This is a genomic window from Rhizobium sp. P1_B8 (genome assembly GCF_056406515.1).
In genome coordinates this window covers 1-364 of the sequence record NZ_JBFTZZ010000093.1, presented here as the reverse complement: position 1 = coordinate 364, position 364 = coordinate 1, and the positions used below count along the sequence as shown (strand labels likewise).

Annotated in this window: 1 protein-coding gene; it reads left to right on the top strand. The window is 66.2% G+C overall.

The genetic code is table 11. The annotated features are described in order from the left end of the window. On the top strand, nucleotides 1–364 hold a 364-nt coding region (locus AC1D2N_RS36260), incomplete at both ends, for a hypothetical protein (protein WP_477983046.1).

Genomic DNA, 364 nt, shown 5'->3' with positions numbered 1-364 from the left:
GTTCCGATCGCCTGATGGACCGGATGCTGGCCGCCGGCCGGGAGCGGAAACAGGCGGTGCAGGCCGTGCCTGAAGCCGGCGCCCGTTTGCGATCGCTCGGTTCGGCCTACGTCAATGTGCTCGATGCCGAACGCCAGGCTATCGCCGAAGAGCGGCGGCGCATGGCGGTTGCCATTCCTGCTCTGTCGACGGCGGCGGAAGACGTGCTCCTGCGACTGACTGCCGAGGCGAAGAACAACGACCGCAAGCTGACGGCTTCCGCTGCCCCTCTCGATCCCAGCATTCGCCGGGAGTTCGCCGCCGTCAGCCGGGCACTCGACGAGCGCTTTGGTCGCAATGCCATCATTCGCGGCGAAAAGAAAAG